Source organism: Roseomonas sp. KE2513 (assembly GCF_016107305.1).
GTDB lineage: Bacteria > Pseudomonadota > Alphaproteobacteria > Acetobacterales > Acetobacteraceae > Roseomonas.
The window spans coordinates 251,634-274,707 of the sequence record NZ_RCVR01000002.1 but is presented as its reverse complement, the minus strand read 5'-3'; the positions used below and the strand labels follow the sequence as shown (position 1 = coordinate 274,707).

The 23,074-nt window shown below is 69.7% G+C and carries 23 protein-coding genes; 10 read left to right on the top strand and 13 right to left on the bottom strand.

Annotated elements, in window-relative coordinates; genetic code table 11:
* Nucleotides 1–5: 5 nt before the first annotated feature.
* The 5 genes from D9599_RS03510 to D9599_RS03490 all read right to left on the bottom strand — a co-directional run bounded on the left by D9599_RS03510 (nt 6) and on the right by D9599_RS03490 (nt 5,316).
* The gene (locus tag D9599_RS03510) at nt 6–350 is read right to left on the bottom strand and encodes a hypothetical protein (protein ID WP_198379831.1); all 345 of its coding nucleotides are present in this window, start codon (nt 348–350) and stop codon (nt 6–8) included.
* Between the two features lie 193 nt (nt 351–543).
* Nucleotides 544–918 (bottom strand): hypothetical protein, encoded by a 375-nt coding sequence (locus tag D9599_RS03505; protein ID WP_198379830.1) that lies wholly within the window; start codon nt 916–918, stop codon nt 544–546.
* Between the two features lie 13 nt (nt 919–931).
* Nucleotides 932–2,185 (bottom strand): hypothetical protein, encoded by a 1,254-nt coding sequence (locus tag D9599_RS03500; protein ID WP_198379829.1) that lies wholly within the window; start codon nt 2,183–2,185, stop codon nt 932–934.
* Complete coding sequence (locus D9599_RS03495; protein WP_198379828.1) at nt 2,185–4,611, bottom strand: glycosyl hydrolase family 28-related protein; 2,427 nt, start codon at nt 4,609–4,611, stop codon at nt 2,185–2,187. The genes D9599_RS03500 and D9599_RS03495 overlap by 1 nt, the downstream gene beginning before the upstream one ends.
* A gap of 54 nt (nt 4,612–4,665) precedes the next feature.
* The gene (locus D9599_RS03490) at nt 4,666–5,316 is read right to left on the bottom strand and encodes a hypothetical protein (RefSeq protein ID WP_198379827.1); all 651 of its coding nucleotides are present in this window, start codon (nt 5,314–5,316) and stop codon (nt 4,666–4,668) included.
* 235 nt (nt 5,317–5,551) lie between these two features.
* Between D9599_RS03490 and D9599_RS03485 the strand changes: the two genes are divergently transcribed.
* The 6 genes from D9599_RS03485 (at nt 5,552) to D9599_RS03460 (ending at nt 11,034) form a co-directional block, all read left to right on the top strand.
* The gene (locus tag D9599_RS03485; RefSeq protein ID WP_198379826.1) at nt 5,552–6,640 is read left to right on the top strand and encodes an extracellular solute-binding protein; all 1,089 of its coding nucleotides are present in this window, start codon (nt 5,552–5,554) and stop codon (nt 6,638–6,640) included.
* Entirely contained in the window at nt 6,637–7,686 is a 1,050-nt protein-coding gene (locus D9599_RS03480; RefSeq protein ID WP_198379825.1) for an ABC transporter ATP-binding protein, read from the top strand. The genes D9599_RS03485 and D9599_RS03480 overlap by 4 nt, the downstream gene beginning before the upstream one ends.
* The gene (locus D9599_RS03475) at nt 7,683–8,519 is read left to right on the top strand and encodes an ABC transporter permease (RefSeq protein ID WP_198379824.1); all 837 of its coding nucleotides are present in this window, start codon (nt 7,683–7,685) and stop codon (nt 8,517–8,519) included. The genes D9599_RS03480 and D9599_RS03475 overlap by 4 nt, the downstream gene beginning before the upstream one ends.
* A complete protein-coding gene (locus D9599_RS03470) occupies nt 8,516–9,304 on the top strand; it encodes an ABC transporter permease (protein ID WP_198379823.1) in 789 nt (262 codons plus the stop codon). Before D9599_RS03475 ends, D9599_RS03470 begins: the two co-directional genes overlap by 4 nt.
* Before the next feature lie 90 nt (nt 9,305–9,394).
* On the top strand, nt 9,395–10,597 hold the full coding sequence (locus tag D9599_RS03465) for a pyridoxal phosphate-dependent aminotransferase (RefSeq protein WP_198379822.1): 1,203 nt from the start codon (nt 9,395–9,397) through the stop codon (nt 10,595–10,597).
* A gap of 65 nt (nt 10,598–10,662) precedes the next feature.
* Nucleotides 10,663–11,034 (top strand): GNAT family N-acetyltransferase, encoded by a 372-nt coding sequence (locus tag D9599_RS03460; protein ID WP_198379821.1) that lies wholly within the window; start codon nt 10,663–10,665, stop codon nt 11,032–11,034.
* A 44-nt stretch (nt 11,035–11,078) separates the two neighbouring features.
* Here the strand turns inward: D9599_RS03460 and D9599_RS03455 are convergent, their stop codons facing one another.
* Nucleotides 11,079–11,537: a cupin domain-containing protein gene (locus tag D9599_RS03455; protein WP_198379820.1), complete on the bottom strand. Its 459-nt coding sequence runs from the start codon at nt 11,535–11,537 to the stop codon at nt 11,079–11,081.
* 116 nt (nt 11,538–11,653) lie between these two features.
* Here D9599_RS03455 and D9599_RS03450 point away from each other — a divergent pair, with 116 nt between their 5' ends.
* From D9599_RS03450 to D9599_RS03435, 4 genes are all read left to right on the top strand, one after another.
* Nucleotides 11,654–12,541, top strand: a complete 888-nt coding sequence (locus tag D9599_RS03450) for a LysR family transcriptional regulator (RefSeq protein ID WP_198379819.1) — start codon at nt 11,654–11,656, stop codon at nt 12,539–12,541.
* A gap of 87 nt (nt 12,542–12,628) precedes the next feature.
* Nucleotides 12,629–13,831, top strand: coding sequence for a pyridoxal phosphate-dependent aminotransferase (locus D9599_RS03445; RefSeq protein ID WP_198379818.1), 1,203 nt, complete (start codon nt 12,629–12,631; stop codon nt 13,829–13,831).
* The gene (locus D9599_RS03440; RefSeq protein WP_198379817.1) at nt 13,828–14,826 is read left to right on the top strand and encodes a GNAT family N-acetyltransferase; all 999 of its coding nucleotides are present in this window, start codon (nt 13,828–13,830) and stop codon (nt 14,824–14,826) included. The genes D9599_RS03445 and D9599_RS03440 overlap by 4 nt, the downstream gene beginning before the upstream one ends.
* Nucleotides 14,826–15,335 carry a DinB family protein gene (locus tag D9599_RS03435; protein WP_198379816.1) on the top strand — a complete coding sequence of 170 codons (510 nt, stop codon included), beginning with the start codon at nt 14,826–14,828 and terminating at the stop codon, nt 15,333–15,335. The genes D9599_RS03440 and D9599_RS03435 overlap by 1 nt, the downstream gene beginning before the upstream one ends.
* Here D9599_RS03435 and D9599_RS03430 read toward each other — a convergent pair.
* The 7 genes from D9599_RS03430 to D9599_RS03400 form a co-directional block, all read right to left on the bottom strand.
* Nucleotides 15,332–15,712 (bottom strand): VOC family protein, encoded by a 381-nt coding sequence (locus D9599_RS03430; RefSeq protein WP_198379815.1) that lies wholly within the window; start codon nt 15,710–15,712, stop codon nt 15,332–15,334. The genes D9599_RS03435 and D9599_RS03430 overlap by 4 nt on opposite strands.
* Before the next feature lie 123 nt (nt 15,713–15,835).
* Nucleotides 15,836–16,900, bottom strand: a complete 1,065-nt coding sequence (locus D9599_RS03425) for an ABC transporter ATP-binding protein (RefSeq protein ID WP_198379814.1) — start codon at nt 16,898–16,900, stop codon at nt 15,836–15,838.
* A complete protein-coding gene (locus tag D9599_RS03420) occupies nt 16,897–17,907 on the bottom strand; it encodes an ABC transporter ATP-binding protein (RefSeq protein ID WP_198379813.1) in 1,011 nt (336 codons plus the stop codon). The genes D9599_RS03425 and D9599_RS03420 overlap by 4 nt, the downstream gene beginning before the upstream one ends.
* Nucleotide 17,908: 1 nt before the next feature.
* Complete coding sequence (locus D9599_RS03415; RefSeq protein ID WP_198379812.1) at nt 17,909–18,832, bottom strand: ABC transporter permease; 924 nt, start codon at nt 18,830–18,832, stop codon at nt 17,909–17,911.
* On the bottom strand, nt 18,832–19,803 hold the full coding sequence (locus D9599_RS03410; protein WP_198379811.1) for an ABC transporter permease: 972 nt from the start codon (nt 19,801–19,803) through the stop codon (nt 18,832–18,834). The genes D9599_RS03415 and D9599_RS03410 overlap by 1 nt, the downstream gene beginning before the upstream one ends.
* Nucleotides 19,804–19,849: 46 nt before the next feature.
* Nucleotides 19,850–21,433: an ABC transporter substrate-binding protein gene (locus tag D9599_RS03405; RefSeq protein ID WP_198379810.1), complete on the bottom strand. Its 1,584-nt coding sequence runs from the start codon at nt 21,431–21,433 to the stop codon at nt 19,850–19,852.
* A 26-nt stretch (nt 21,434–21,459) separates the two neighbouring features.
* On the bottom strand, nt 21,460–23,040 hold the full coding sequence (locus tag D9599_RS03400) for an ABC transporter substrate-binding protein (RefSeq protein WP_198379809.1): 1,581 nt from the start codon (nt 23,038–23,040) through the stop codon (nt 21,460–21,462).
* Nucleotides 23,041–23,074 lie beyond the last annotated feature (34 nt).

Below are 23,074 nucleotides of genomic sequence, written 5' to 3'. Positions count from 1 at the left end.
CGGGCCTACTCCGCGGCCAGCGGCATCGTATCCTCCCCTGCGGCCGCCGCATCGGGCACGCGCTCCTCGCCGGTCCGAGGCAGGAGGAGGGCGCTGCGGCGGATCAGCCAGACCGCCCGCTCGAAGAGCGAGGTGGCGCGGAAGAGCAGGTCCAGCCCGTCCTGCATCGAGACCCCCGCGCGCGCCAGTCGGCGGCGGATCCCGTCCATCACCGAGCGGTCGGCCGACAGCTCGGACAGCGTCGCCGCCGCCTCGGGATCGCCTGAGAGCGCGGTTTCGTGCAGTTCCGTCAGCAAGAGGTGAAGGGACTCGGCGAGCGGCCCGGCGAGGCCCGCGAGAGGATCGTCCACCCCTCGCCGCGGCCCCAGGAAGGCATTCGCCGGACGCCTCCGGCGATATCGTTGCGGATCATGGGCGAAGTCGGGCGACGGCGCAGCAGGCCGCCGAGCATGTCATAAAAAGATTAATCGCAGGCCCCGAACGCTCCGCACGGCCGGGGCCCAGGCCTCCGCGACCGGTCACGCCGGTCGCGGGGGCGGTCCCTCAGGTGGGGTTCACCGCCAGGCTGTTGGCGGCCACAGTTACCGTGCCCGTGCCGCTCACCACCACCGGGGCGGCGAGGGGGGCAACGAGGAGCGGGTTGCCGCCCGAGGCCGCGTCGTAAAGCCCCACATGGGTTAGCGTGCCGGCCGAGGCGGAGAAGACGAAGCGGATCGCCTCGGCGTTCTGCTGCGTGCCCGTACCCGTGAAGGTTACGCGCTGGCGAGCATAGCCGTTGCCGGCCGGCTCCCCGTTCAGCCCCGCGGCCGCCGTGCCGCCGGTGCCTAGGGCGGCGTAGACCGTGGTCGGAAGGCTTGGGCCACGGGCGCAAACAGCGCGGGCAAGGAGGTTGCGCGCGTAATCGGTCAGTGCGGACATGGTGGTCTCTCGTTCAGTTGAGGGTGAGCGCCTGCAGGGTGGCGTCCGGCAGGCGAGTGGGGTGGAGGTCCAGGGGGCCGACCTCGCCGAAGGCACCCTGGCCGAGCGTGGAGGCGCCGTGGCCGACCAGAAGACGGTTGACCGACGGGATCGCCCCCGCCAGCGACATGACCGTGCCGCCGTTGCAGCAGGCCACGATGCCGCTCGTGTCCCAGGCCAGAGCGGCGCGGAAGGCGACGCCCGGTGCCAGGGTCTGGATGCTCGATCCCGAGGTCAGCGTCCCCGAAGCCGAGCGGAAGGGTTGGAGCGTCGCTGCCCCGCCCGGCTTGCGCAGCCCGAAGCGGTTGCCGTCCGTACCGTCGTCGAGCACGAGAAGGCCCTGCACGTCGGCCGCGCCCGTGCTCACCGTCGGCAGCATGAAGGTGCCGACCAGGGAGCCGGCCGCTGCACGGGCGGCGTTCAGCGAGAAGACCGGCACGTCCGCGCCACGGGTAGAAGAAGCGGGAGTGCCCGCGGCCGGCAGGACGGGCGTGGAGGCGAAGCCGCTCTGTTCGGCTTGTGGGGTCATGATTTGCAGTGTGAAGTCCGCCGCGACGCTCACCGCCAAGTTCGGCATGATGCCGAGCTGGATGTAGGTCGTCGTCGCGTCAGTAATGGTGCGCGTGACAGTGATCCGCTGCCACGCGCCCGCCGGCGTGAACTGCACATCCGACGCTGGCGTTGCGCCGCCCCCGCGCTCCTGAATGCGGATGCGGTAGTTGGAACTGGCCGGAAGTGAACCGGCGGCGAGACGCACCCATGCCGAGAAGGTCCATGTCTGGCCGATCGACGCAGGCATGGCCGCAGCGCTCGTCACTTCAGGCGTGACGGTAAAATAGCCGGTCGCCGTGGGCGTTCCCTGCACCCGAACGGACAGGACCGGAAGGCCGTAGGTTGGATCGGTTCCGAGCGCGAGCGTGCTTGTCGTTCCCGCCAGGGCGGCGATGGTCCAGTAGGTCGGAGGCGTTCCCGGCGACCCGGCAACCGCTCCTTCCAGGCGCGGGTTACGGAGGCTGTTGGTGCGTCCCCCCTCCACCAGCAGCCGCTGCGCTGCACCCTGGAAGCGGGGTGCGTTGGCCGCAAAGGACAGCATGGTGGTGCCGTCCGTGTCCGCCGCGAGCGCGGTGGAGGCGCGGGTCAGCGCCAGCCCTCCCGACAGCGCTCCCGCGGACACAAGCCGGAGCGGTCCTCCCCCCAGCGCGTGGATGATTGGTGTGGCGCCGATCATCAGCTGGCACCCGCGCCGGTGAGTTGGCAGAGCCTCGTCGTCCCACCGTCCGGCGAGAGGACGATGAGGCTGGCGATGCCGCCCGAGCGAATTTTCGTGAAGCCGTCCGGGTTGCCGATCGCCGCCGTAAAGCCGGTGAGCGGCAGGGCGAGGTCGGTGCCGCTGCGGTTCAGCACCATGCAGGAGAAGCCATTGCCTGTAGCCGACCAGTCGATTGAGAGCGTGGCACCAGGATTGGCCACCAGCATCCGCGCGTTATGCGTGGCGAAGATCAGCGGCGTCGCGGCGGAGAGCATCACCATGGGCATGGCCCGCTGCGTGAAGCTGTTGTCCACATAGTTGCGCGTCGCCGCCTGCATCGCCGATGCCGGATCGGCTGCCAGCGTCATCGACCCGGTGAGCGACAGCGAGCCCGCCAGCGTCATCGCCCCGTTGGAGGCGATCCGCATCCTCTCGGTCAGCGCACCGCCCGAGCGGGTCTCGACCACGATCGCGCCGGCTTCCGCCCCTGCCGTCACCGTCTCCGCGACGGCACCGATGCGGCCGAAAGTCACCTCCGCCGCGCTGCTGTTGTTGCCATTCACCTCAAGGTTGAAGAGACGGTCGTTCGCGGCGGGCGCCGCGGAGAGCCTTCGGGTGCGGAGGGTCATCGGCAACGTCATCCCGGCGCCGCCGAAGTTGAAGGCCGCGTTCGGGTTCAGCGTCTGGTCGCCGCCGAGGAAGACATCCGTGCCGGCGACGCTGACTGCGGCCGCCGCCGTGTCGCCACTGCCGTGCAGGCGGAGCATGGCGCCGGCGCTGCTGCTGCGGCGGTGCACCGCGACGATGCCATCGCTGCGGGCCGAGAGTCGCGTCTCGATCGCCCCGGCCGCTGAGATGGCCGCGAGTTCTGCCTGTCCACCGATGGAGCGGTTGATGCCAACGCTGGAGGGCATGCGGCTGCTGCTCACCTGCAGCTTCTGCAGCGCCCCCGCGCTCTCGCCGGTGAAGCCGGCGTTCTTGAGGTCGCAGCCGACGATCTGCAGGCTGTCCGCGTTGTCGAGGAGGTGGACGGTGCCGTAGATGTCGCAGCCCATCAGCACCAGCCCGCCGTCCTGCAGCTCCAGCGAGCGGCCGGAGCCAGCGGGAAGCATGACGCCGGCGATAGTGTTCTGGTCGGAGGCCTGGACATTCACCACCAGGGCACGGCCCTTGCTCGACCAGAAGCCGCCGTACCACTTGTTGCGGTTCGCCAGGCCTGTGATCTGCACGCCGATCGTGGCGGGATCGACCACGATGCCGTCGAGGCCGCAGTTCACGATCTGCGCCGAATGGCACTCGTCGTCGAGGTGCCAGCCGACGTCATGCCCGAACTCGAAGCAGTTCACGAAGTTCGGCATGTCGGCGTCGTAGATCCAGAAGCCCTTGCCACGACGGTGGTTGAGCGTCGGGTTGACCGATCCGCCGCTCGTGTAGGTGCCCGAGAAGGCGCTGGCCGCGAGGTCGAGGGTCGTGCTGTTCGGCACGGCGGCGATGGTGAAGCGACCGTTCGCCCCGGCAACGCCGCCCACGCCGCTGATCACCACCACGTCCCCGGCGCGCAGCTCGTGGGCGGAGGACACGGCGAGCCGCACGAGGCCCGACGGGTTGGCGGCGCAGCCCGTGACCGCGTAGGTCGTGTTGGAGAAGCCCCGGCCCGTGGTGGCCAGCGGGTGCCAGTTGATGCGCTCGTTATGGGCGATGTCATAGGAGCGGCCGAGATAGAGGCCGTTGGTGCAGTCGCCCACCACGTCGAGCACGCGCGTGCGGCTGGAACCGTTGCTGTAGATGCCCCAGGTGAACCCGATGATGAGCAGGCTGCGCACGGAGGCGTCGGTGGCGTTCGTCGGGCTGCCGCCCGTCGTCCCGTCGCCGATGCTGACCGCAGTTCCCGAGAAGGCGGCCACGCAGTTCAGCGCCTCGCGCACGTTGGAGGGCGCGACGAGGCCCTTGCGCAGGATGGCCACACCCTCCAGCGCCGCGTTCCGGCGCAGGCGGATGGTGCGCAGCGGGTTCAGCACGATGGCGTAGGGGATGGAGGTGTAGTCGTTGTCCACCCGGAAGCCGCCGGGATCGGCGGCGCCGCGGAGGGTGACGTTGGGCGGAATGATGAGGTCAGCGCTGTCCACCAGGTAGCGGCGCGGACCGAGCGTCACCACGCCACCACCGGCCGCGGCGGCGTTGTTCATCGCGGTCTGGATGGCCAGCGTGTCGTCCGTCGTGCCATCGCCGGCCGCGCCGAAGTCGCGCACGTAGAGGGGGCGGTCCGCGGTGATGATGGAGCGGATCTGGCCGAAGGTGGCGCGCCGTGTCTCGGTCCCGGACCCCACGCCCTGCACGATGGGGGAGACGTCCGTGTCCTGTAAGGCGGCGGCTGGAGGAAGTTCGCTGATCTTGCTGTCGGGCATCGGGGCTGGCGGCTCCGTTGGAGGGGCGGTCGGCGTCGGGGCGAGCGGGTGGCGCTACATGACCATCCGGCCGCCAGCCTCGATCAGCATGCTGACCCCATTCTCGAGCAGGAGGGCGAAGGCGGAGAGGACGACGAAGGAGGGGGAAACCTGCGCCACCAGCGGATCCAGCGCGTCCTCGACCTTCACGCGGTAGCCGTTGCCCGGCGTCGGCGCGGCGAAGGTGGCACTGGCGGTGCCCGCCGCGACCGGCACGCTCGTCGGCCCGAGAACAGGGGCGCCGAGCGAGTTGAGCACGCTGAACTTCAGCGTGGTGGTGGCGCCCGAGGCGCTGGCCCGGACGGTGAAGTTCTGCCCCTGGTTCAGGCCGCTCGGCATGGCGCCCAGGGCGACGCCGCGCGCGACCGCCGTAACGGAGAGGTCGGTCTCGATGCCGAGGGTCGCCGCGCCCGTGAGCCGCAGGGGCGCCGAGTTGGCATCGACCACGATGCCGTTGCCGACCTCGCCGTTATTGCGGACCGGCAGGATCGCCGTCGCGTCGCCCGCCTGCACCACCACCATGTGGCCTGGCAGCAGCCGGCCCGCCGCGCCGTTGAAGTAGCCCGGCGAAAGAACGGTGGCCCGGCTGTCCGTGGTCTTGTAGAGCCACAGGGTGAAACTGTCCGCTGCAACGAGCGAGATCAGGCTGTTGGCAATGAAGGACATGCGGGGTGGCTCCTGCGCGGCGAACACGAAAAACCCCGCGCGGCAGGGCCGGGCGGGGCGAATGGAGAGTGGTTGGGGGGCGGGCGCGGTTGTCCCGTTGGCGAGGGGGGAGTTACAGGACGACAGGCCTTATGTCAAGAACTAATTCCTCGGAAACCCCAGAAAAGATACCCATCTTGCGCCCGGCGCCCAGCGCCATAACCTCTCGCCCTCCAGCCCAGCTCCGCGAGACGGCATGACCCTTTTCCGCGTCCTCCTGCTGCTTCTCGCGATGGCCCTTCCGGCTTCTGCGCAGCAGCCCGTGCTGAACGTCTATAACTGGACCGACTACATCGATCCCCAGGCGATCGAGGGCTTCCAGCGCGAGACCGGCATCCGCGTCCGCTACGACGTCTTCGACAGCCTGGAGACGCTGGAAGGCAAGCTCTCCGCGGGGCGTTCCGGCTACGACGTCATCGTGCCCACAAGCGAGCCGAGCTTCGCCCGCCTGTCGCGCGCGGGCGCACTCCGCCCCCTGGACCGCACCGCGATCCCCAATTGGTCCGGCCAGGATCCCGCATTGCTCGCCCAGGTAGCCAGCAGCGATCCCGGGAACCGCTTTGGTGCCATCTATCTCTGGGGCACCATCGGCATGGGCCTGCGCGCGGACCGCATCCGCGCCCTCGCGCCCGACGCGCCGCTCGACAGCCTCGACCTCATCCTCAAGCCCGAGAACGCCCGGCGAATCGCCAGCTGCGGCATCGCCATCATGGACAGCGGCATCGACATCATCCCGAGCGTGCTGCGCTGGCTGGGCAAGGACCCGAACAGCGCCGACGCCGCCGACCAGCGCGCGGCCGAGGCGGCGCTTCTGGCCATCCGCCCGCATGTCCGCGCCATCATTCCCTCCTCCGCCATCACCGATGCCTTGGCGCAAGGCGAGTACTGCGCCGTGCTCACCTATTCCGGCGATGTCGTGCAGGCCCGTAACCGCGCTCAGGCCGCAGGCCGCGAATCCGGCCTCACCTATGCCCAGCCGAGCCAGGGCGCGCAGATCTGGTTCGACATGCTCGCCATCCCCGCCGACGCCCCGAACCCCGACGCCGCCCAGCGCTTCATCGACTACATGCTCCGCCCGCAGGTCATCGCGGGCGTCACGAACCAGGTGCGCTACCCCAACGCCGTCCCCGCCTCCCGCCAGTACCTGCGGCCGGAAGTCACGGCGGATCCCAATGTCTATCCCTCCCAGGAAGCCATCGCCCGCGCCTTCACCGTCGCCGCCCCCGGCCCGGCGGCCGAGCGCGCCCGCGCCCGCTCCTGGTCGCGCTTCAAGGCCGGCCGTTGACACCACGCCTCTCGCTCACCGCCGTGACCCGCCGCTTCGAGGGCGTGACGGCGCTCGACGCCGTCTCGCTCGACGTCGCCGCCGGGGAATTCCTGGCCCTTCTCGGCGGCTCCGGATCCGGAAAATCCACCCTGCTGCGCGTGATCGCGGGCTTTGAGACGCCCGACTCCGGCACCGTGAGGCTGGACGGCGCAAACCTCGCCGGCGTGCCCCCGCACCGGCGCCCCGTGAACATGATGTTCCAGTCCTACGCCCTGTTCCCGCACATGAGTGTCGCGGCCAACATTGGTTACGGACTTCGCCGCGAGGGTCGCCCGCGCGCCGAGATCGAGGCGCGCGTCGCCCAGGCGATCGCGACCGTGCGCTTGGAAGGCATGGAGAAGCGCCGCCCCGACGCCCTCTCCGGCGGCCAACGCCAGCGCGTCGCTCTCGCCCGCGCCCTGGTGAAGCGCCCCCGCCTGCTGCTGCTGGACGAGCCGTTGGGCGCACTCGACGCCAACCTGCGGGAGCGCACGGGCTTCGAGCTGCGCGCCATCCAGCGCGAGAGCGGCGCCGCCTTCGTCATGGTCACCCACGATCAGGCAGAGGCGCTGGCCCTCGCCGACCGCGTGGCCGTCATGGACCGCGGCCGCCTCCTGCAGGTCGCCCCCCCGCGCGACCTCTACGAGCGTCCGGCAACGCGCTTCGTCGCGGGCTTCCTCGGCGCCGCCAACGTCCTCTCCGGGGCCCGCACCGCCGATGGCGCGCTGGATTGCCCCGACGCCGCCTGTACCCTCCGCGCCACCACAACCATCCCCGAGGGAACCGCCGCCGCCGCGATCCGCCCCGAGCGAATCCGCATCGCGACCGTGACCGGCGATAACACCGCCTCCGGCACCGTCGAGGAGGCCGCCTTCCGCGGCGAGAGCAGCCTTCTCCTCGTGCGCCTCGCCGGCGGCGCCCTCATCCGCGTCTCCCACGCCGAGGAGGGCGGCGCCCCGCCGCCCCGCGGCACCGAGGTCCGCCTCGCCTGGGACGCCGACGCCGTGGTCCCGCTCGTCGAATGAAAGCCGCCCTCCGCCTCATCCCCGGAGCCTGGCTCGCCCTGCTGGTCGCAGCACCCCTCGTGCTGGTCGCCATCATGGCCCTCTCCTGGCAGGCCGAGGGCGTACCCCCCTACAGCCCGCCTTGGGCAGGGGAGGGGATCAACCCCGACAACCTCCGCCTCCTAGCCGAGGATCCCCACTACCGCGACGCCCTCGCCCAATCCCTCGTCGTCGCCGCCCTCACCGCTGGCTTCTGCCTGCTGATCGCCACCCCCATGGGCCTTGCCATCGCGCGCGCCGGGCGGGGGCGCAACGCGCTGCTCGGCGCGGTCCTGCTGCCCTTCTGGACAGGCTTCCTCATCCGCATCGGCGCCTGGATCGGCCTGTTGCGGGATGAGGGCTGGATCAACTCCGTCCTCCGCGCCCTCGGCTGGATCGACCAACCCCTGCCGCTGCTCTACTCGAACGGCGCGATGCTACTCGGCATGGTCCACGCCTACCTGCCCTTTGCCGTGCTCCCCGTCTTCGCGGCGGCCACGCGGCTCGACCCGGTGCTGGAACAGGCCGCCGCCGACCTCGGCGCGACCCCCGGCCGCGCCTTCCTCACGATCACCCTGCCGCAGCTCCTTCCGGCGCTCGCCGCCGCCTTCCTCCTCGTCTTCATCCCCGCGGCAGGCGAGTACGTCATCCCCGAACTCCTCGGCCCCGCCGATGCCACCCTTGTCGGCCGCGTCCTTTTCCAGGAATTCTTCCAGAACCGGGACTGGCCTGTCGCCTCCGCCCTCGCGGTCGCGCTGCTGGCCCTGCTGCTCGGCCCCATCGTCCTCTTCCAGCGCCTGGGCCGCTCGGCATGACGCCGCGCTGGCTCCGGGTCGCCATGTGGGCCGGCCTCGCCTTCCTCTGGCTACCGGTGGGGCTGCTCGTCGCCTACGCCTTCTCGGCCGACCCGGTTCCCTTCCACTGGGGCGGCTTCTCCACACGCTGGTTCACGGCCCTTGCCGCCAATACGCGCCTGCTGGAGGCCGCCTGGCTCTCCCTCCGCGTCGCCGCCGGCGCCGCCACCCTGGCCGTCCTCCTCGGCGGCGCCACCGGCTGGGTTCTCGCCCGCCACGGCCCCTTCGCCGGCCGCGCGGCCCTCGGCGCCCTGGCCGGCGCCCCGCTGATCCTGCCGGAGGTCGTGACCGGCCTCTCCCTCCTCCTCCTTTTCGTGGCGCTCGAGGGCGCGACGGGCTGGCCGGAGGGCCGCGGGGCCCTGACCGTCCTGCTGGCCCACGCCACCCTCGGCACCGCCTACGCGGCCGTGGTCATCCAGTCGCGCCTCGCCTCCCGGGACCGGGAACTGGAGGAGGCCGCCCGGGACCTCGGCGCCGGCCCGGCCACGGCCTTCGCCACCGTCACCCTGCCCCTGATGGCGCCGAGCCTCGCCGCCGCCTGGCTCCTCGCCTTCACCCTCTCGCTGGACGACGTGGTGCTCGCCTCCTTCGTCTCCGGCCCCGCCGGCACCACCCTGCCGGTCGCCCTCTTCTCCATGCTACGCCTCGGCATGACGCCCGAGGTCAACGCCCTGGCCACGCTCCTCCTGGCGGCCGCGGGCGTCACTCTCGCCGCGGTCGGCTGGTTGTTGCGTCCGCGCGACTAGAATTCGGGCCTGGAATGCGCGGATCGGCGGTTCCGCCGCGGGCCCAGGAGCATTAGGGTCCGCCGCGTTTCAACTCGAAGTCCGAGAACAATGACCCTCACCGCCGAGCGCCTGAACAAGATCTCCCCCTCCCAGACCATCGCCATCTCCACGAAGGCGCGGGAGATGAAGGCGGCGGGGCGGGACATCATCAGCCTCTCGGCGGGCGAGCCGGACTTCGAAACCCCGCGCAACGTGAAGGACGCCGCGATTCGCGCGATCGAGGCCGGCGAGACCCGCTACACCGACGTCTCCGGCACCAAGGCCATGCGCCAAGCCGCCGCGGATAAGTTCAAGCGCGACCACGGCCTCGACTACAAGGTGGAGGAGATCGTCGTCTCCACCGGCGGGAAGCAGGTCATCTTCAACGCGATGGTCGCGACGCTCGACAAGGGCGACGAGGTTGTCATCCCCGCCCCCTGCTGGGTTTCCTACCCCGACATCGTGGCGCTGGCGGACGGTACGCCCGTGATCGTCGAGGCCGGCCCGAACCAGGGCTTCAAGATCACCGCCGACCAGCTTGAGGCCGCGATCACCCCGCGCACCAAGTGGTTCATGCTGAACAATCCCTGCAATCCGACCGGCGCTGCCTACACGGCCGAGGAACTGAAGTCCCTCACCGACGTGCTCCTGCGCCACCCGCAGGTCTGGGTCTTCACCGACGATATCTACGAGAAGCTCGTCTACAACGGCTTCAAGTTCGCCACCGTGGTCGAGGTGGAGCCGAAGCTACGCGACCGCACCGTGACGATGAACGGCCTTTCCAAGGCCTACGCGATGACCGGCTGGCGCCTCGGCTATGCCGGCGCTCCCGCCGCGCTCGTCAAGGCGATGGACAAGCTGCAGAGCCAGTCCACCTCCAACACCTCCTCCATCACCCAGGCCGCCGGCGTCGAGGCGCTGAACGGCCCGCAGGAGACGGTTGAGGAGATGCGCCAGGCCTTCGAGCGCCGCCGCGACCTCGTGGTCTCCATGCTGAACGGAGCCCCTGGCATCCACTGCAACACGCCGGAGGGCGCCTTCTATGTCTTCCCCTCCGTCACCGGCTGCCTCGGCAAGACCACCAAAGGTGGGAAGCTCCTGAAGACCGACGAGGACTTCGTCCTCGCTCTGCTGGAGGAAGAGGGCGTCGCCACTGTCCACGGCTCGGCCTTTCTTTTCCCCGGCTACATGCGCATCTCCTACGCCGCCGCCGACGACCAGCTGAAGGAAGCCTGCGAGCGCATCCAGCGGTTCTGCCAGGGCTTGCACTGAGCTTCGCCTTCCGCCCCGCGACGGAGGGTGACTTCGAGCCCCTGCTCGACCTCTCGATGCGCGTCATGCGCGCGCATCTGGAGCGGGTAGGGCGCTTCGATCCTGCCCGCCGCCGCGCCCGGATGCGTGCCGCCTTCGACCCCGCCGCTTTCCGCCTGATTGAGGAGGAGGGCCATTTCCTCGGCTGCGTCGCGGTGGTGGACCACCCCTGCCATCGCGAGATCCACTCCTTCTACCTCGAACCCCGAGCGCAGGGACGTGGCCTCGGTCGCGTAGTCCTGGACGCCATCCTGGCCGAGCGCCCGGGCCGCCCGGTGCGCCTGGAGGTCCTGAAGGAAAGCCCTGCCGCCCGCTTCTACGAGCGCGCCGGCTTCCACCTGACTGGCGAGGCCGAGTACGACCTTCTCTACGAATGGCCCGGCCGGCATCCAGCGTGAGCGCCGGAGTTATCTGAGCCGCACCCGGCCTGCCCAGCTCCTGCTCAGCCCATGTTGACGCCGTACTGCCCGCAGATCGCGCCGATCTCTGGCGGCGTCAGCCCGCCAGGCGCCGCCCGGCCCGCGCGGTCGAAGTGCCGGAACATCTCCAGGCTTTGCACGCCCGGGGTGGCCATCACCAGGAAGCGGACCAGCCCCGCCGTGTCATTGCGGAAGGCGTGGCGCGATCCCGCGGGCAGCGTCACCGTCGTCCCTGGCCCGTGCCGCCGCTCTGCCACCCCATCGAACACGGTCAGCTCGCCCTCCAGGATGTAGAAGACTTCGGTATCCTCGCCATGCACGTGCGGCGGCACGAAGAAGCCAGGCGGCGTCAGGTGCTCGCCGAGGAACAGGCCGTGCGAGCCGGGCTCTGCCTTCACCACCATCTTCGCACCGAAGACATCCAGCGCCTCGCCCTCACCCGGGGCCTGCACGCCGACCGGCCGATCCATCACGTCCAACATCCCTCTCTCCTCTCCATGACGGGCATCCATCCCGCCCAAGCAGACTGCGGCATTACCCGCGCGCCGGGCAGTTTCTCGTTCTGGACAGCCCGTTCGCCCTGGCGAACACTGCGCACATGCGGGCCTTCCTCGGCATCGAAGCCTTTGTCCGGGTGGTGGAGGCCGGCAGCTTCACCGCTGCCGCCGAGCGGCTGCAAACCGCCAAGTCCTCCGTCAGCGAGACCGTCCGCGCCCTCGAGGATCGCCTTGGCGTTCGCCTGCTGGACCGCAGCACGCGCAAGGTGCAGCCCACCGAGGCCGGCCGTGCCTTCTACGCCCGCTGCCGCCTCCTGCTGCGCGAGGAGGAGGCCGCGCGGCTGGAAGCCCAGGCCCTGCAGGAGGCTCCGGCCGGCCGGCTGCGCGTTGCGGCCCCGGAGTGCTTCGCGGCCCGCCACCTCATGCCCGGCCTCGCCGCCTTCCTTGCGGCCCACCCGGCCGTCGAGATCGACCTCGTCGAGGCCGCCGGCCTCGTCCGGCTGGTCGAGGACGGCTTCGACCTCGCCATCCGCGTGACGGAAGCGCCAGCGCCGGGGCTCGTCGTGCGGCGCCTGGCCACCTCCCGCGTCGTTATCGTGGCCTCGCCCGGCTATCTGGCCCAGCACGGCGCCCCGGCCGTGCCCGGCGACGTCGCGCGCCATCGCTGCATCGGCTTCGCGCCGCTCCCATGGCGCGACACCTGGCGCCTGGGTAGCGAAACCGTCGCGATCCGCCCGGTCCTGCTGACCGACCACGCCGAATCCCTCCGCGCCGCGGCCGTCGCCGGCGTCGGCCTGGCGGCGATCCCGGACTGGGCCGTGGCGGACGCGATCGCCTCCGGCGGGCTGCAGCGCGTCCTGCCCGCCTGCGAGACGCCGGAGAGCGGCATCTTCGCCGTCTACCCGACCAACCGTCTCATGGTTCCCAAGGTCCGCGCCTTCACCGACCACGTCGCCGCCATGCTGCGCGAGCGCGGCCTGCCGCCCTGAAGGCCCCGCTGAGGCGGGGTTGGCGAGGCGCCGCCCGGGGCCTAGTTTCCGCCCCCTCAAAGCACCGCCCACACTGGAACATCCCGAATGCCCGCCCTCGCCCAGAGGCTGCAGGAGATCACCCTCTCCGGCTCATCCCGCATGTCCCTCCGCGCGCGCGAGCTGCGTGAGGCCGGCCACAAGGTCATCAGCCTGACGATCGGCGAGCCCGACTTCGCCACCCCGACCCACGCCATCGAGGCCGCGCACGAGGCCGCCCTGGCGGGGAAGACCAAGTACCCCCCCAACGACGGCTGGCCCGAGCTGAAGGCCGCCGTCCAGCGCAAGTTCAAGCGCGAGAACGGCCTCGACTACGCCCTCGACGAAATCATGATCGGGAATGGCGGCAAGCAGGTGATCCTGGACGGCATCCTCGCCACCGTCGATGCGGGCGACGAAATCGTCATTCCCACCCCCTTCTGGTCCGCCTATGCCGATATCGGCAAGCTCGCCGGCGGCGTGCCCGTGCTTGTTCCCTGCCCGCAGAACAACGGCTTCAAGCTCCGCCCCGAAGACCTCGACGCCGCCATCACCCCGCGCACGAAGTGGGTCGTGCTGAACTTCCCCAACAATCCTTCCGGCGCCGCCCTCACGCGCGATGAGGTGGCCGCGCTCGCCGCCGTGCTGATGCGCCATCCCCATGTCTGGGTGATGTCGGACGAGATGTACGAGCACATCTCCTACGTCGAGACCGGCTTCCACAGCATCGCCGCCGTCGAGCCCGGCCTGAAGGATCGCGTGCTCACCGTAAGCGGCGCCTCCAAGACCTACGCTATGACCGGCTGGCGCGTCGGCTTCTGCGGCGGGCCGCGTGCGCTGATCAAGGCCATGACCAACATGCAGAGCCAGACGACGAACGGCATCGCCACCGTCGCCCAGGCCGCCACCATCGCCGCTCTGGACGGCCCGCAGGACACGGTGGAGGAGCGCCGCGCCCTCTACCGCGCCCGCCGCGACCTCGTGGTGGAGATGCTGAACGAGGCACCGGGCATCCAGTGCCACCGTCCGGAAGGCGCCTTCTACGTCTATCCCAGCGTTGCCGGCCTCCTCGGCCGCACCACCGCCGGCGGCCGGCGCCTTGGGACGGACGAGGACGTGGCCATGGCCCTGCTTGAGGAGAACCACGTCGCCACCGTCTCCGGCACCGCCTATGCCATGAGCCCCTATATCCGCCTCTCCTACGCGACGGATACGGAAACGCTGCGCGAGGCCTGCGCCCGCATCCAGGCCTTCTGCCAGGGCCTGTCATGACCCCCGCCATCCGCCCCGGCACCGACGCCGACGCGGATGGCTTCATCCGCCTCATCGGTGATGCCTGGGCCGAGTACCCCAACTGCGTTCTCGACGTGGACGCCGAGGTTCCCGAACTTCGCGCGCTTGCGACCCACTTTGAAAAGGTCGGCGGTGCCCTCTGGGCTGCCGAAGCGGATGGCGCCATCGTCGGCATGGTCGCCACCCGCCCGCTGCGGGATGACGACGAGGCCTGGGAAATCGGCCGCATGTACGTCGCCAAATCTGCCCGCGGTACCGGCCTCGCGCATGCCCTGCTCGACCGCGCCGAGGCCCATGCCGTCGCCCACGGCGCAAAGCGCATGATCCTCTGGACCGACACCCGCTTCGAGGCCGCGCACCGCTTCTACGAAAAGCGTGGCTATGTCCGCGCCGGCTCCATCCGCATCCTCGACGACATCTCGAACTCCCTCGAATTTCGCTATGCCAAGCCCGCGACCGGCGTGGTGGTGGAGGTGCTGGACGCCGCCGCGGCCTCCAGCGCGGAGCGCCGCCTGGCCGAGATCCTCGTTGCCTGTGTCGCGGCCGGCGCCTCCGTCTCCTACCTGCCGCCCCTCTCGCCCGAGGTCGCCCGCGCCTTCTGGCGGGGCGTTTCCGCCGACGTCGCAACCGGCGCCAAGGTCCTTCTCGGAGCCTGGTGCGACGGCCAACTCGCCGGCACCGTGCAACTCGTCCTCGCCCAGCAGCCCAACGCCCCCCATCGAGCGGAGGTGGCGAAAGTGCTCGTGGACCCCGCCTTCCGCCGCCGCGGCATCGGCCGCGCCCTCATCCGACGCGCCGAGCAGACCGCGCGCGGCATCGGCCGGAGGCTTTTGGTGCTGGATACAGAGGCAGGCGGTGATGCCGAGCGCCTCTACCGCAGCCTCGGATGGCAGGAGACCGGCCGCGTGCCCGGTTACGCGCTGGGCCACGACCGCCAGCCGCTCGACACGGTCTTCTTCTGGAAAAGGCCCTGATGATCACGCCGGACTGGTGCCGCATGATGGCGGCCTACAACGCGGAGATGAATTGTCGTCTCCTCACCGCCGCCGCCCGCCTGCCGGACGCCGCCCGGCGCGAGAACCGCGGCGCCTTCTTCGGCAGCCTCCACGGCACGCTGAACCATCTTCTCTGGGGCGACATGCAGTGGATGTCCCGCTTCGATGGCGGCGAGAAGCCCCCCATCGGCGGCGGCCAGGCCAGCACCGGCCTGGAACCCGACTTCGACGCCCTGGTCCGCCGGCGCGCGGCCATGGACGCCCGCATCACCGAATGGACTGCCCGCCTCTCACCCGAATGGCTGGCCGGCGATCTCACCTGGACCAGCGGCGCCGCGCGGCGGGAGGTCACGCGCCCCCGCGCCCTGCTGGTCACTCACTTCTTCAACCACCAGACCCATCACCGCGGCCAGGCCCACGCACTGCTGACTGCCGCCGGCGAGGATACCGGCGACACCGACCTGTTCCTCGTGCTGGACGCCGCCTAGCTCCGCTCGAGCAACTCCACCCGCACGTTCTCCGGCCCCTCGATGAAGGCGATGCGCGTGCCCGGCCGAACGTCGTTCGGCTCCATCACCACGCGCACGCCCTTGGACCGCATTTCTTCGATGACGGCGTCGATGCCCTTCACCGTCACGGCCAGGTGCTCAATTCCCAGGAAGGGCGCCGGCGGACAACCGGGGGTCGTGGGCGGGACCCGGTCGATGAAGACGTCCACGCCACCGAGATCGAGGGTCACCCGCAGGCTCGTCGGCCCCTCGTTCCGTCCCTTCTGCTCCGCCGTGAGGTGCTCGACGAACCAAGCCGCCGTCGCGTCCGGATCGGGGCTGCGCAGGTGGACGTGGTCGAAGGCGAAGCGGGCCATGCTTGTTTCCTCAGCGGAGATAGTTGACCCCGCCACTACCACCGACATAGGGCCCGCGCGACCCCTCCCGCCCCTCGCAGGCGGCAAGGCCGAGCAGTGCCAGCAGAACGAGAGCCGCCCGCATCAGACCGGCTGCCCCCCATGATTGGGCAGGTCGTTCAGGTGGCACCGGCTGCGATGCCCGGGCGCCACCTCCTGCAAGGCGGGGATCTCCACCCGGCAGCGGTCGAAGGCATGCGGGCAGCGCGGATGGAAATGGCAGCCCGCCGGCGGGTTGAGCGGGGAAGGGATCTCCCCCTTCACCGTCGCAAAGGCCTTCTTCCGCGCCTCGATCTTCGGCACCGCCGACAGCAGAGACTGCGTGTAGGGGTGGTTGGCACGGGCGAAGACCGTCTCCGTCGGCGCCTCCTCCACCACGCGGCCGAGATACATGATCACCACCCGGTCACTCAGGTGCTCCACCACGCCGAGGTCATGCGAGATGAAGAGGTAGGTGAGGTTGAGCTCCTGCCGCAGCCGCATGAACAGGTTCAGCACCTGCGCCTGGATCGATACGTCCAGCGCCGCCACGGACTCGTCGCAGACAAGGAACTCCGGCTGCACCGCCAGCGCCCGCGCGATGCCGATGCGCTGCCGCTGCCCGCCCGAGAACTGGTGCGGGTAGCGCGCCTTGAAAGCCGGATCGAGCCCCGCCCGCCGCATCTGCTCGTCCACATAGGCGGAGAAGCCGGCCCGCGTCGTCAGCCCGTGGAAGAGCGGCGCCTCGCCGATGATCTCAGCCACCTTCAGGCGCGGGTTCAGCGAGGACATCGGGTCTTGGAAGATCATCTGCGCCTGCAGCATCGCCGCCCGCGCTTCCTTCCCATGCAGCCCCGTCCGGTCCTGGCCTTTCCAAAGAATCGCCCCGTCCGAGGGCGGCATGATGCCCGCCACCATCCGCCCGAGGGTGGACTTCCCGCAGCCGGATTCACCGACGAGCCCCACCACCTCGCCGCGGCGGATGGTCAGGTCCACCTTGTCCACCGCGTGCACGACCTCATCGCGCAGCGGCGCACCCAGCTTGGCCGCGATCTTCCCGGCGAAGTCCAGCCGCTTGGCGAAGCGGCGGGAAACACCCACCACCTCGATCAGCTTCTCCGCATCCGCCCCGCGCGCGAAAGCCACCGGGGCCTCAACCGTCGCGCTCATGCGGCCACTCCCGCGTTCTCGAGATGCGGCCGGAAGCACCGCGCCTCATGCGCGGGCAGGATCTCGGCCATGGGCGGGGACTGCACGCAGACCTCCGCCGCCCGCGGGCAGCGCGTGCGGAAGGGGCAGCCCGCCGGCAGGTTCAGCAGGGAAGGGGTCATCCCCGGGATCTGCAGCAGCGGCTGTCCCCGCTTGTTGCGGCTGGGCACGGAGCCCAGAAGCCCGTGCGTATAGGGGTGGAGCGGATGGTCCAGCACGTCGTCGACCGCGCCGTATTCCGCGATCTCCCCCGCGTACATCACGGCGATGTCGTCCGCGAGCCCGGCCACCACGGAAAGGTCGTGCGTGATCCAGATGATCGAGGTGCCGGTTGTTGCCGCAAGCTTCTGCACCTCGGCCAGGATCTGCCCCTGGATGGTCACGTCCAGCGCCGTCGTCGGCTCGTCCGCCACGATCAGCTCCGGCTCGTGCAGCAGCGCGATCGCGATCGCCACGCGCTGGCGCATGCCGCCCGAGAACTGGTGCGGATAGGACTTCAGCCGCTCGTCGGGGGAGGGGATGCCAACCATCCCCAGCGTGTCCCGCGCCCGCTGCCGCGCGTCCTCGTGGCTGATCTTCCGATGCGCCTGCATCGTCTCGATCATCTGCGTGTCGATGCGCAGGACCGGGTTCAGCGTCATCATCGGGTCCTGGAAGATCATGGCAACCCGGTTCCCCCGGAGCTGCCGCATCTCCTCTTCCGAAGCCTTCGCCAGGTCCCGCCCGCCGAACAGGATCTCGCCGCCCACGATCCGCCCGGGCTCGTCCACCAGCCGCATGATGGAGAAGCCGGTCACGGTCTTGCCCGAGCCGGATTCGCCGACCAGCCCGAGCACCTTGCCGCGCCCGACATTGAGGGACACGTCATTCACCGCCGGCACCACCCCGGCACGCGTGAAGAAATGCGTCCGCAGGTTCCGTACCTGCAGGGTCGGCGGCGCGGCGGAGGCGGGAATATTGGGCTGCACGTTACTTCTTCAGCCGAGGGTTGAGGACATCGCGCAGATGGTCGCCGACGAGGTTGATCGAGACGATCGTCACCAGCAGCGCAATGCCCGGATAGAAGGAGATCCAGTACTTGCCGGAGAGCATGTACTCGTAGCCGTTGGCGATCAGCAACCCGAGCGAGGGCTCCGTGATCGGCACGCCGAGGCCGAGGAAGGACAGAGTCGCCTCCAGCGCGATGGCACGGGCGATCTGAATGGTCCCTACCACGATCAGCGGCGGCATGCAGTTGGGCAGCAGGTGCCGGAAGATGATGCGCCGTGTCGGCAGCGCCAGGCACTGCGCGGCCTCGATATATTCCCGCCGCCGCTCCACCAGCGCCGTGCCGCGCACGGTCCGGGCGTAATACGCCCATTCCACCACGATCAGCGCCAGGACCACGTTCATGATCCCCTTGCCCAGAAAGGCGAGGATCATCAGTGCCGAAAGGATGGTGGGGAAAGAGAGCTGCAGGTCCACCAGGCGCATGATGACCGTGTCCGTCCGCCCCCCCGCATAGGCCGCAAGCATCCCGAGCGAGGCCCCGACCAGCGCCGCCGCAATGGCTGAGCCCGCGCCCACGATAAGGCTGATCCGGAGCCCGTACATGATGCCCGACAGCATGTCCCGCCCCTGGTCGTCGGTGCCGAGCCAGTAGGTCATGGTGTCGGCGCCATTGCGCGACCCCGGCTCCAGACGCCCGTCCATGATGTCGAGCTGTGCGAGGTCGTAGGGATTCTGCGGCGAGATCAGCGGTGCGAAGATCGCCACAAGCACGATCACGCTGAAGACGACCAGCGCCCCCGTTGCGATCTTGCTCTCGAAGAACTCCGAGACGAAGCGCCGGAACGGTGTCTCGACCCGGGGCGCCTTGGCGACGGGCGCGTCCCCCGCGGTGGTCGCGCTCATCACTTGCTCTCCAGCCGCACGCGCGGATCAAGGACCGAGTAGAGCAGGTCCACCACGAGGTTGATGACGATGAACATGAGCACGATGCTCATGAGGTAGGCGACGATCACCGGCCGGTCGAGCACGTTAATGCTGTCGATGATCAGCTTGCCCATCCCCGGCCAGGCAAACACGCTCTCGGTCACGACGGAGAAGGCGATGGTCGAGCCGAGCTCAAGCCCCACCACCGTCACCACGGGGATGAGAATGTTCTTGAACACGTGCACCCCGATCACACGCTGCGGCGAGAGGCCCTTGGCGCGCGCGAACTTCACATAATCCATCAGCATCGTCTCCCGCACGCCCGCGCGGGTGAGGCGGATGACGAGGCTGATCTTGAACAGCGCGAGGTTCAGCGCTGGCATCACCATATGGGCCAGTCCGTCCTGCGTCAGGAACGACCAGCGCATCCCCAGGAACTCCGCCGTCTCCCCCCGCCCGGTGGAGGGCAGCCAGCCGAGCTGCACCGCAAACACCATGATGAGCATCAGCCCCACCCAGAAGGTGGGCAGCGAGAAGCCGAGGATGGACCCCGCCATGATCGCCTTGGCGCCGGCCCCATTCGGCCGCAGCCCCGCATAGAGCCCGAGCGGCAGCCCGACGAGGATCGCGAGGAAGGTCGCCCCGAAGGCCAGTTCCAGCGTTGCCGGCGCCCGCTGCCCGATGAGCTTCAGCGCCGGCTCGTTGAACACGAAGGACCGCCCGAGGTCGCCCCGCACCGCGTTCGACAGGAAGGCGAGGTACTGCTCCCAGAGCGGCTTATCGAGGCCCAGTGCCGCGATCGCGCGCGCGCGCTCCGCCTGGTCGGCATCCGGGGAGATAAGGATCTCCACGGGATCACCGATGGCATAGACGCCGACGAAGACGATGACGGACATGGCCAGCATGACCAGCGCGGCCTGGATCAGCCGGCGCAACAGGTAAACGCTCATGCGTGATCCCTTTCCGTCAACGCCCCTGTCCTAGTCAAGTCCGGCTTCAGGGAGCCGCCGGCCGCACGTCCTGCGCGCGGGACAGCTCGTCGTTGCGCGCCTCGTGTCGGATGCCCCGCCGCATGGCCCAGGTGTTGGTCTGGATGTGGATCGGGATCACCGCCACGTCCTCCGCCGCGATCCGCTCCGCATCCAGCACCAGCTTCTGCCGCTTCTCCTCATCGAGTTCGGTCAGCGAGGCTTCAAGCAGCCGGTCCACCTCCGGATTGGAATAGCGCCCGCGGTTGGATGCGCCCCAACCCTTGTCTGCATTCACCGTCGCGAGGATGTTGCGCAGCGGGTGCGATCCGTCCGGGTTAGACCCCCAGCCGATGAGATGCGCGGAGAACTCCTGCCGCGCCGCCCGGCCGACGAAGACCGCCCAGGTCTGCCCCTCCACCGCCGTCCGCACGCCGATGCGCGTCCAGGTCTGCCCGATCGCTTGGATGATCCGCCCGTCATTGATGTAGCGGTCGTTCGGCCCGTTCAGCTGGATGCGGAACCCGTTGGGATAGCCGGCCTCCGCCAGCAGCCGCTTCGCCCCCTCGGGGTCGTAGCGGGTGGGCTGCACATCCGGCACATGGCCTGTGACACCCGGTGGCAGGAACTGCCCGGCGGGCGTCGCCGCCCCTTCCATCAGCCGGTCCACGATCGCCTGCCGGTCCACCGCCATGGAGAGCGCGCGCCGCACCCGCACGTCGCGCAGCGGGTTCCGCCCCAGCGGCTTGCCGTCATTGTCGGTGATAAAGGGCGAGTTCTCGTTCGGTCCTCGCAGGTGATCAAGCCCCAGAAACACAAGCCGCAGCCCCACCGTCTCGCTGAGCGCGACGCGCTGATCATTCCGCAGCTTCGCCAGGTCCGTCGTCGGCACCTGGTCGATAAAGTCCACGTCACCCGCCAGCAGCGCCGCCGTGCGAGAGGCGTCGTTCGTGATCATGCGGTAGTTCACGCGCTCATAGGCGGGCTTCGGGCCCCAGTAGGCGTCGTTCCGCACAAACTCGATCCGGTCGCCGTTGCGGTAGCTCACCGCGCGGTAAGGTCCGGTGCCGATCGCGGCGCGGAGGGCGTTGAAGTCCTCCGTCGTCGCGTTCTCGACCGTCTCCTTGTCCACGATCCGAACGTTCGTCATGTCCAGCGGCAGCAGGGGGTAGGGCTGCGCCGTGTGGAAGCGGATGGTCAGCGGGTCAACGATCTCCACCCGCGTGATCGGCTTCGCGTAGACCGCGTAGGAAGCTGGACTGTTCGGCACATTCGGCAGCCGGGCAAGGGTGAAGGCCACGTCCTCCGCCGTGAAGGCATTACCGTTGTGAAAACGAACGTTCGGCCGCAGCTTGAATTCCCAGGTCGTCGGCCCCACGACGCGCCACTCCGTCGCCAGGCCGGGAATGTTCCGTGCCTGCCCGTCCGTGTTCACCAGCTTGTCGAAGATCATGTCCGCCACGGCATTGTTCGGCGAAAGCTGGTGGTAATGCGGATCCAGCGACGTCACCGGCGCGCCCACCGCCATGGTGAGCGTCTGCGCCCATCCCGCCACCGGGCCGCCAATGACGGCCGCGAGCGCCACCGTCGCGCCGAGCAGAAGCTTCTTCATCCGCCTTCCTCCGTTCTTGCTGCTCGTCACGGCTGCGCCGGCCGCACGTCTTGCGCGCGGGTCAGCTCGTCCGCTCGGGCATCGTGCCGCAGCCCGCGGCGCATCGCCCAGATATTCTTCTGCGTGTGGATGGGGATGATGCCGACATCGTCCATCGCAATCTGCGTGGCCTCGCGCAGCAGCGCCTCCCGTCGCTCGTTGTCGAGCGTGCGCAGCGCCGTCTCCATGGCCGCGTCCATCGTCGCGTTGCTGTAGCGCCCGCGGTTCGACCCGCCGAAGCCCCGCTGCTGGTTATAGGTCGCGAGCAGCGAGCGCAGCGGGTTCGACGCCTCGCCGGAGGAGGTGCCCCAGCCCACCAGCATCGCCGAGAGCTCCTGCCGCCCGGCGCGCGCGACGAAGGTGGCCCAGGGCTGCGCCTCCACGCTCGTTCTCACGCCCGCGCGCGTCCACATCTGCCCGATCGCCTGGATGATCCGGGCGTCGTTCATGTAACGGTCGTTCGGACCGTGCAGCGTCAGTCGGAACCCATTCGGGTAACCTGCCTCCGCCAGCAGCCGCCGCGCCCCATCGGGATCGCCACGCTGCGCCACCAGCCCGGGGATCGAGCCGAAACCGCCCGCCGGCAGCAGCTGCACCGTGGGCGTGGAGGCGCCCTCCATCACGCGCTCCGAGATGGCTGCGCGGTCGATTGCGATGGAGAGCGCGCGCCGCACCCGGACGTCCTTCAGCGGATTGCGTGGCAGCGGCCGCCCGTCATCGCCCAGCGCGAAGGGCGTCGGACCCTCGCGGGAATGGTCGAGCGCGAGATAGATCAGCCGCAGCCCGTCCGTCTCGCTGAGCTGCACCCGTCCGTCGTTGCGCAGCTTCGCGATGTCGCTCGTCGGCACCTGGTCGATGAAGTCCACGTCGCCCGACAGCAGCGCCGCCGTCCGCGCCGCGTCGTTCGTGATCATCCGATAGCTCACGCGCGCCCAGTGCGGCCGGTCGCCGAAGTAGGAGTCGTTGCGCGCGTACTCGATCCGGTCGCCGTTGCGGTGGCTGATGAGCCGGAAGGGCCCCGTGCCGATCGCGAGCTTCCCGGAATTGAAATCCTCGGTCAGCGGGTTGGCGTGGATCTCGCGGTCCAGCATCTCCACCTGCGCCAGATCGACCGGCAGCAGCGGATAGGCGCCATTCGTGTGCAATCGCACCGTCAGCGGGTCCACCACTTCCACCCGCTGGATCGCCCGCGTGTAGATCCCGTAGGAGGAGGGGCTGTTCGGTACCGTCGGCACGCGCGCGATGGTGAAGGCCACGTCCTCCGCGGTGAAGGAGTTGCCATTGTGGAAGGTCACGCCGGGGCGGAGCTTGAACTCCCAGACATCCTCGGCCACCGGCTGCCAGCTCTCCGCCAGCCGCGGCACCACCTGCGCCCTCGCGTCGAAGCCCGTCAGGCCATCGAACAGCATCTCCGCCACCGCAAAGTTCGGCGACAACGCGTGATAATGCGGATCGAGCGAGGTGACGGGCGCGCCCACCGCCAGGTTGAGCGTCTGCGCCGCGAGCGGCGCGGAGACCGAAAGGCACGACAAAAGGGCGGCGCGCGCCACCAAGGCTACTCGCTGCATGAAATCCCCCGGGTTTCCCGATGGCGCCTTCCCC

What these genes read in the sequence shown, in the direction of transcription:
- D9599_RS03410 (WP_198379811.1), bottom strand. Translation starts at nt 19,803, where the DNA reads ATGAGCGTTTACCTGTTGCGCCGGCTGATCCAGGCCGCGCTGGTCATG.
- D9599_RS03485 (WP_198379826.1), top strand. Translation starts at nt 5,552, where the DNA reads ATGACCCTTTTCCGCGTCCTCCTGCTGCTTCTCGCGATGGCCCTTCCG.
- D9599_RS03495 (WP_198379828.1), bottom strand. Translation starts at nt 4,611, where the DNA reads ATGCCCGACAGCAAGATCAGCGAACTTCCTCCAGCCGCCGCCTTACAG.
- D9599_RS03415 (WP_198379812.1), bottom strand. Translation starts at nt 18,832, where the DNA reads ATGAGCGCGACCACCGCGGGGGACGCGCCCGTCGCCAAGGCGCCCCGG.
- D9599_RS03430 (WP_198379815.1), bottom strand. Translation starts at nt 15,712, where the DNA reads ATGGCCCGCTTCGCCTTCGACCACGTCCACCTGCGCAGCCCCGATCCG.
- D9599_RS03445 (WP_198379818.1), top strand. Translation starts at nt 12,629, where the DNA reads ATGCCCGCCCTCGCCCAGAGGCTGCAGGAGATCACCCTCTCCGGCTCA.
- D9599_RS03425 (WP_198379814.1), bottom strand. Translation starts at nt 16,900, where the DNA reads ATGAGCGCGACGGTTGAGGCCCCGGTGGCTTTCGCGCGCGGGGCGGAT.
- D9599_RS03455 (WP_198379820.1), bottom strand. Translation starts at nt 11,537, where the DNA reads ATGTTGGACGTGATGGATCGGCCGGTCGGCGTGCAGGCCCCGGGTGAG.
- D9599_RS03500 (WP_198379829.1), bottom strand. Translation starts at nt 2,185, where the DNA reads ATGATCGGCGCCACACCAATCATCCACGCGCTGGGGGGAGGACCGCTC.
- D9599_RS03405 (WP_198379810.1), bottom strand. Translation starts at nt 21,433, where the DNA reads ATGAAGAAGCTTCTGCTCGGCGCGACGGTGGCGCTCGCGGCCGTCATT.
- D9599_RS03440 (WP_198379817.1), top strand. Translation starts at nt 13,828, where the DNA reads ATGACCCCCGCCATCCGCCCCGGCACCGACGCCGACGCGGATGGCTTC.
- D9599_RS03400 (WP_198379809.1), bottom strand. Translation starts at nt 23,040, where the DNA reads ATGCAGCGAGTAGCCTTGGTGGCGCGCGCCGCCCTTTTGTCGTGCCTT.
- D9599_RS03490 (WP_198379827.1), bottom strand. Translation starts at nt 5,316, where the DNA reads ATGTCCTTCATTGCCAACAGCCTGATCTCGCTCGTTGCAGCGGACAGT.
- D9599_RS03465 (WP_198379822.1), top strand. Translation starts at nt 9,395, where the DNA reads ATGACCCTCACCGCCGAGCGCCTGAACAAGATCTCCCCCTCCCAGACC.
- D9599_RS03475 (WP_198379824.1), top strand. Translation starts at nt 7,683, where the DNA reads ATGAAAGCCGCCCTCCGCCTCATCCCCGGAGCCTGGCTCGCCCTGCTG.
- D9599_RS03460 (WP_198379821.1), top strand. Translation starts at nt 10,663, where the DNA reads ATGCGCGCGCATCTGGAGCGGGTAGGGCGCTTCGATCCTGCCCGCCGC.
- D9599_RS03435 (WP_198379816.1), top strand. Translation starts at nt 14,826, where the DNA reads ATGATCACGCCGGACTGGTGCCGCATGATGGCGGCCTACAACGCGGAG.
- D9599_RS03505 (WP_198379830.1), bottom strand. Translation starts at nt 918, where the DNA reads ATGTCCGCACTGACCGATTACGCGCGCAACCTCCTTGCCCGCGCTGTT.
- D9599_RS03470 (WP_198379823.1), top strand. Translation starts at nt 8,516, where the DNA reads ATGACGCCGCGCTGGCTCCGGGTCGCCATGTGGGCCGGCCTCGCCTTC.
- D9599_RS03450 (WP_198379819.1), top strand. Translation starts at nt 11,654, where the DNA reads ATGCGGGCCTTCCTCGGCATCGAAGCCTTTGTCCGGGTGGTGGAGGCC.